This is a genomic window from Streptomyces niveiscabiei (genome assembly GCF_001419795.1).
Lineage (GTDB): Bacteria > Actinomycetota > Actinomycetes > Streptomycetales > Streptomycetaceae > Streptomyces > Streptomyces niveiscabiei.
In genome coordinates this window covers 377-5,851 of the sequence record NZ_LIRL01000818.1, presented here as the reverse complement: position 1 = coordinate 5,851, position 5,475 = coordinate 377, and the positions used below count along the sequence as shown (strand labels likewise).

Sequence of the window (5,475 nt, the reverse complement as noted above, 5' to 3'; positions counted from 1 at the left end):
CGTGCCGACGTACAGCAGCGGGGCGTAAGTGCCGGTGACGGTGGAGCCCATCGGGGCGGACTGGTCGCCGATCAGGACGCCGGCCTTGGTGGTCTTGAACCAGAGTTCGACGGCGAGGTCCGTGGAGCCGCGCAGGATGCCGCCCGGTATCTCGGCGTAGCCGTTTCCGTTGAAGGTGACGGCGGTGTTCTCTCCGGTGCCGAAGATGCCGTCGGCGCCGAGGGCCGTGTTGGTGTAGGTGCCCTGTCCGTCGACGGCCGCGACCTGGCTGTGGGCCTGGGTCCCGGACGTCTCGCCCAGGCGCCAGTAGCCGGCCGGGGCGTCGGCGGTTACGGCACCGCGGTAGTGAGGGCTGTCACCGGTCACCATGCCGGTGCGGGAGCGGAAGTGGTCGCGGATCTCGGCTGCGGTGAGGGCCTTGGGGTAGAAGGCGACTTCGTCGAGGGCGCCGCTGAAGTGGCCCCAGGGGTCGGTGGAGTCGAGGGCTGTCCAGCGGGAGCCGGTGCGGCCCTTGCCGAGGAAGATCTGGCTCTGGTCGAGGTGGGTGATGGTGCCGGAGACCGTACCGGCGAGGACTCCGTCCACGTAGAGGGCGGAGGTGGTGCCGGAGCCGGTGACAACGGCATGGTGCCACTGCGCGTCGGTGACCGCGTTCTTGGAGACCGGGGGTGTCCAGTTCGTCGTCTCCGAGTAGAACTGACCGCGCAGTTTGCCGTCCGTACCGACGTACAGCAGCGGTGTCGCGCGGGAGGGCACGGTGTTCTCGCTGATGTCCGCGTTGGACTCGGTCAGCAGGATGCCCGGCTTGTCGGTGCGGAACCAGAGTTCGGCCGACAGGCTCGTACCGGACAGAGAGCCGTCGGCGACCTGGATGTAGGAGTCGCCGTTCAGGCCGGCGGCCGTGTCGTCGCCGTCCGAGAAGGCGCCGAAGGTGCCCAGCACGACGCCGTCCCCGTACGTGCCGTCCGAGCCCTCGGGCAGAGCGCTGGACGCGGTGACGCCACGGCGTTCGCCCAGGCGCCAGTACTCGGTGGGACCGGAGCCGCGCACCGCGGTGTCGTAGGCCGCCGATCCCGCCGAGTACGTCGGGGCGGACACCTTCCACACACCGGCGTCGGAGTCCTTGAACTCGGTGACGCGCTCGGTGCCCGCGTTGTAGGTCACTTCGGCGTCGGTCCTCCCCGAGGGGAGAGTCACCTTGGTGACGCGCGGGACGGTTCCCCTGGCCGCGTAGTGCTGAGCGACCGTCGCGGTGTCGAGGGTGTGGTCGTAGACGGCGACCTCGTCGACGATGCCGGTGAAGTGGCCGAGCCTGTCGGTCTTGTCGATGCTCGCCCAGGGCACAGCGGTCCAGCCCAGGCCGACGTAGGTGTAGCGCTGTTCGAGGTGGTCGATGGCGCCGGTCTTGGAGCCGACCGCCGTGCCGTCGAGGTAGAGCGTCTGGGAGGTGCCCGCACCGGAGAGGACGACGTGGTGCCAGGCTCCGTCGGTGACCGCGCCGGTGGAGGTGAGCGGGGTCCAGGTGGTGCCGGGGAAGTAGAACTGGCCGCGCAGCTTGCCGTCCGTACCGACGTAGAGCAGCGGGGTGGACTGGCTGACGGTCGGGTCGACATCCTCCATGCGCTCGTCGGCCTGGGAGAGCAGCACGCCGGGCTTGGTGGTCTGGAACCAGAGTTCCACCGAGGCGAACGGCGAGGAGCCCAGGGCGTCGTCGGGCAGCGCGAGGTGGGAGTCCGTGCCGTCGAAGGAGCCCGCCTTGTCGGGCGTTCCGGCCAGAGCACCGGTCGCGCCCCGGGTGACGTCCCGGAACTGGGCCGCGTTCATGCCGGTGCGGGAGACCGCCTGGCTCGCGGCGCTCTCGCCTTCGGCTTCGTCCAGGCGCCAGTAGGAGGAGGGGTTCGCGTCGAGGACAGTGCTGCGGTAGAGGCTGCCGTCCTCATAGATGTACTGAGTGCAAGCGGCGGCGGACGTGGGCGGGCAGACCTTGACCAGTCTGTCTCCGTCGTAGCTGTACGACCACGTGAGGCCGGTGCCGACGGCGCCGACGGGGGCGGTCTGCACTGTGGTGACGTGACCGCCGGACCAGCCGAAGTCCAGGAAGCGTCCGGAGACGACGTCCGTCGCTCTGGTCAGCCGACCACTGGTGTAGGCGAGTTGCTGCACCCGGCCGTGTCCGTCGGCGATCCTGGTCAGCAGTCCGCCGGAGTCGAACGTGTACAGAGCGCCGCTCGCGTCGCGGAGCGTCCAGCCTCCACCCGCCTCGGCCTTGAGCGTGCCGGTCGAGCCGGACGGCGCGGTATGGCTGCCGTCGGCGTTGCGGCCGAAGCGGACCTGGGTGCCGTCGGACAGGGTGACGAGGACGCTGCCGTCGCTCTCCGGGAGGGCTCGCATGTCCCAGCGGGTAGCCCAGCCCGCGCCGAACGCGTTCTTCTGGCGCGGGTCCTGGGAGTTGTACGTACGTGTCACCGAGAGTTCGGGACCCACCGTCGGTATCGCCGCGTCCGTGGCGGCCGTGGCGTAGTTGCCGGACCTCTCCTCGAACTCGTCGCCTTCGTCGGCTCCTCCGAGATGCCCGGTGATCGCGGGCTGCGGCACTTCCGGGGTCAGGAACGAAGGGCCCGGACGGGTGGAGGTACCGCTTCCGTCGTAGGCGTACGCGTACCAGGCGTACGTCTTCGCCCAGGACAGCCAGCCGCTCGTGACGGCCCACTGCTGAGACGTACTGCGAGGGCCTGTCCGGCAGTTCTTGCGGGTGTTCTTGCCCTCGACCTCGCAGACCTCGAACTGGTACTGGAGAGTCTTGGGATAGCGGTCGCGGTCGGTCGCGGTGGCCCACAGGGTGGGGGTCAGCGAGTTCACGACGGCCCCGCTGGCCGGTGCGACACGCGTCAGCGCCGCCGGGATGTTCACGGCGGAGAACTTGATCCCGGCCGGCGGGACGCCCGCTCCGCTGAAGGTGGCGGCGCCGTTGTCGTTCATCGTCCACAGCAGCGTGTAGTCGCCCGGGGTCAGCGGGGCGATCTTGGCGTCGAGGGTGACGGCCGCGCCCGGCGGCACGTCGGCCGGCATCGGGGACCAGCGGATCTTCGAGGTGTCCGTGATCTCCTTGCCCGCGGCGTCGAACAGGAGGTAACGCAGTGTGTAGTTGCCGTTCTTCGGCCAGGTCTCCTGACCTCGGTTGGTGACGGTCACGCGGAACGCGCCCTCAGCCGTGGCCGTGATCGGGGTGACGAATTCCCCGAGCTTGTAGGTCGCCCCGTACTTGGTCCAGGTCACGTCGAGGGACGGCTTGCCGTTCGGGTAGTCGTCGGAGCCGAAGTTCTTCCATGCCGCGGAGTCCGTCGTGGACGCCTTCACGGCCAGGCCGTAGTTCTTCTTCCTGCCGTGCGTCCAGTCGTCGACGAGCTGGCGGCCCGCCGCTCCCAGGCTGATCGACTCCCAGGCCGCCGCGCCGCACGGGTACGACGACTGCCCCTCCGGCCGCCAGCCGTGGGTGAAGCTCTTCGATGCCAGCGCCGCACCGGTGGCAGGGCCCGGGTAGGTGGACGTCGTCGACTCGGCCCAGTTCGAGGTGATCGCGTGGACCGTCACCGGGCGGGCCGTACACGAATACGACCACGTGTTGTACAGGGCGAGCCTGGCGCCCACGACCCAGGCGTTCTTCAGCGAGGTCTCGACGCCGTTGAAGCGCAGGAAGGCCGCCGCTTTGTGACCGCCCTTGTCGTAGGTGCCGACCTTGAGGTTCGTGTCACCCGAGAAGTTCTGGTCGTACGGGGACTGCACGTAGGTGCCCGAGGACGCGACCGTCGATGTCACCGTGACCACCGTGGGGTCGACCTTGACCGGGAAGACGCGTTCCGGATCGTTCAGCCAGCCGCTGTCCAGGGAGACCTTCAGCGCCTGTCCGCCGTCGGTGTCGACCAGTTCGTAGCGGACGCCACTGGAGATCTCCCCCTGGTTGGAGTTGGGGACGAGGCCGGAGTCCTCCATCCAGCCTGCCGGGATGCGGGCCCGGGGCGCGCCGGAGGCGTCGACGAAGGCGACACTGCCCGTGGCCTCGCTGCGTGCGGTCAGTCCCTGGGTGTGCAGGGGAAACACCCATTCGGTGGGCGCGTTCACGTCGTTGAGGATCAGCACCTCCTTGACGGACGTACCGCCGGCCACGAACCGTACGTCCGCCGAAGGCCGTACGGCCCGGTAGATGATCGTGCTCTCGTCCGCCTCGCCGGGCACGTGCGCGGCGTCCTGGAGGGAGAAGCCGACGGACGTGCCCTCACCCGTCCTGAGGGACATGAGCGGTGTGCCGTCGGCGTGTCCGGCGAACGTGGTCTCGCTGTCTCCGGCGGTGATCTGCCAGCCGCCGGCAGAAGTACTCATGGTGTGGCCGAAGCGTCCGCCCTGTACCCGCGGCTGGAGTGTCGTATCGATCTCCTGCCAGTTCCCTTGCGGGTCCTGGAAGTTGACGGGTTCGTCGTAGAACCGGGTGGTGAAGGTGCCGTCCGTGTTCTGGAACGTGCGGGCTGCGCGCTGCCGTTCGGAGGGGATCTCACGGCTGGTGCCGGGGTCGAAGCCTTCGGGTTCCACGGGGTCGGGTGAGATCGCGGTGGCCGACGGGAGTGCCGGCTCCGGTGCGGCGAGAGGTATCGACGAGGTGGCGGATGCCAGGGGCAACTCCCCGGTGGAGAGCTTGTGTCCCGTACCGCCGCCGGCCGCCTCGGCGGAGGTGTCACCGGGAGCGGAGCGGTGGGCGCGTCCGGCGGCGGATCCCCAGAGCTGGTCCGGTGCATCCGCCGCCAACACGCGTGAACGTTCGCGTGCTTCCGCGGCGACCGCGCCTTCCACGCCGGCGGAGCCGGTCATCAGCAAGGCGGCAGCCATGGCGAACGGCCGCACGAAACGCATAAAGCCCCCCAAAGAAAAACCAAGAGGGGTTAGTAGATAGACAAAATCGAACAATGGGCAAGAGTTGTGATCATCCTGTAACGATCACGGGAAGACGGACACTCCTCGGCGCGGTGCGGCGAGGGGTGTCCGAAGGTGGGTCAGGACGTGGCCTTCTCCGTCACCGCGATCCGCCCCTTCCTGATCGTCACCAGGCGAGGCGCCTTCTTCGCGATCGAGGAGTCGTGGGTGACCATGATGAAGGTGAGGCCGTGTTCCTTCCAGAGGGTCTCCAGGACGTCCATGATCTCGTCGCGCATGCTTTCGTCGAGGTTGCCGGTGGGTTCGTCGGCGAGGAGGACCTTCGGCTTCTTCACCAACGCCCGCGCTATCGCGACGCGTTGTTGCTGGCCGCCGGACATCTCCGAGGGGAGGTGGGCAAGGCGTTCGCCGAGGCCCACCGACTCCAGCGCCTCGGCGGCCCGTTCGCGGCGTTCCTTGACCTTCAGGCCGAGCGGGACCAACGCCGTTTCCACGTTCTCCTGGGCCGTCAGCGTCGGGATGAGGTTGAAGGACTGGAACACGAAGCCGATG

The 5,475-nt window shown here is 68.7% G+C and carries 2 protein-coding genes; both read right to left on the bottom strand.

From position 1 onward, the window contains the following. On the bottom strand, positions 1–4,878 hold a 4,878-nt coding region (locus AOK24_RS34430), incomplete at its 3' end, for a LamG-like jellyroll fold domain-containing protein (protein ID WP_159052084.1). Between the two features lie 164 nt (positions 4,879–5,042). Beyond that, positions 5,043–5,475 (bottom strand): ABC transporter ATP-binding protein (locus AOK24_RS34425; RefSeq protein WP_159052083.1); only part of this gene is annotated, 433 nt, incomplete at its 5' end.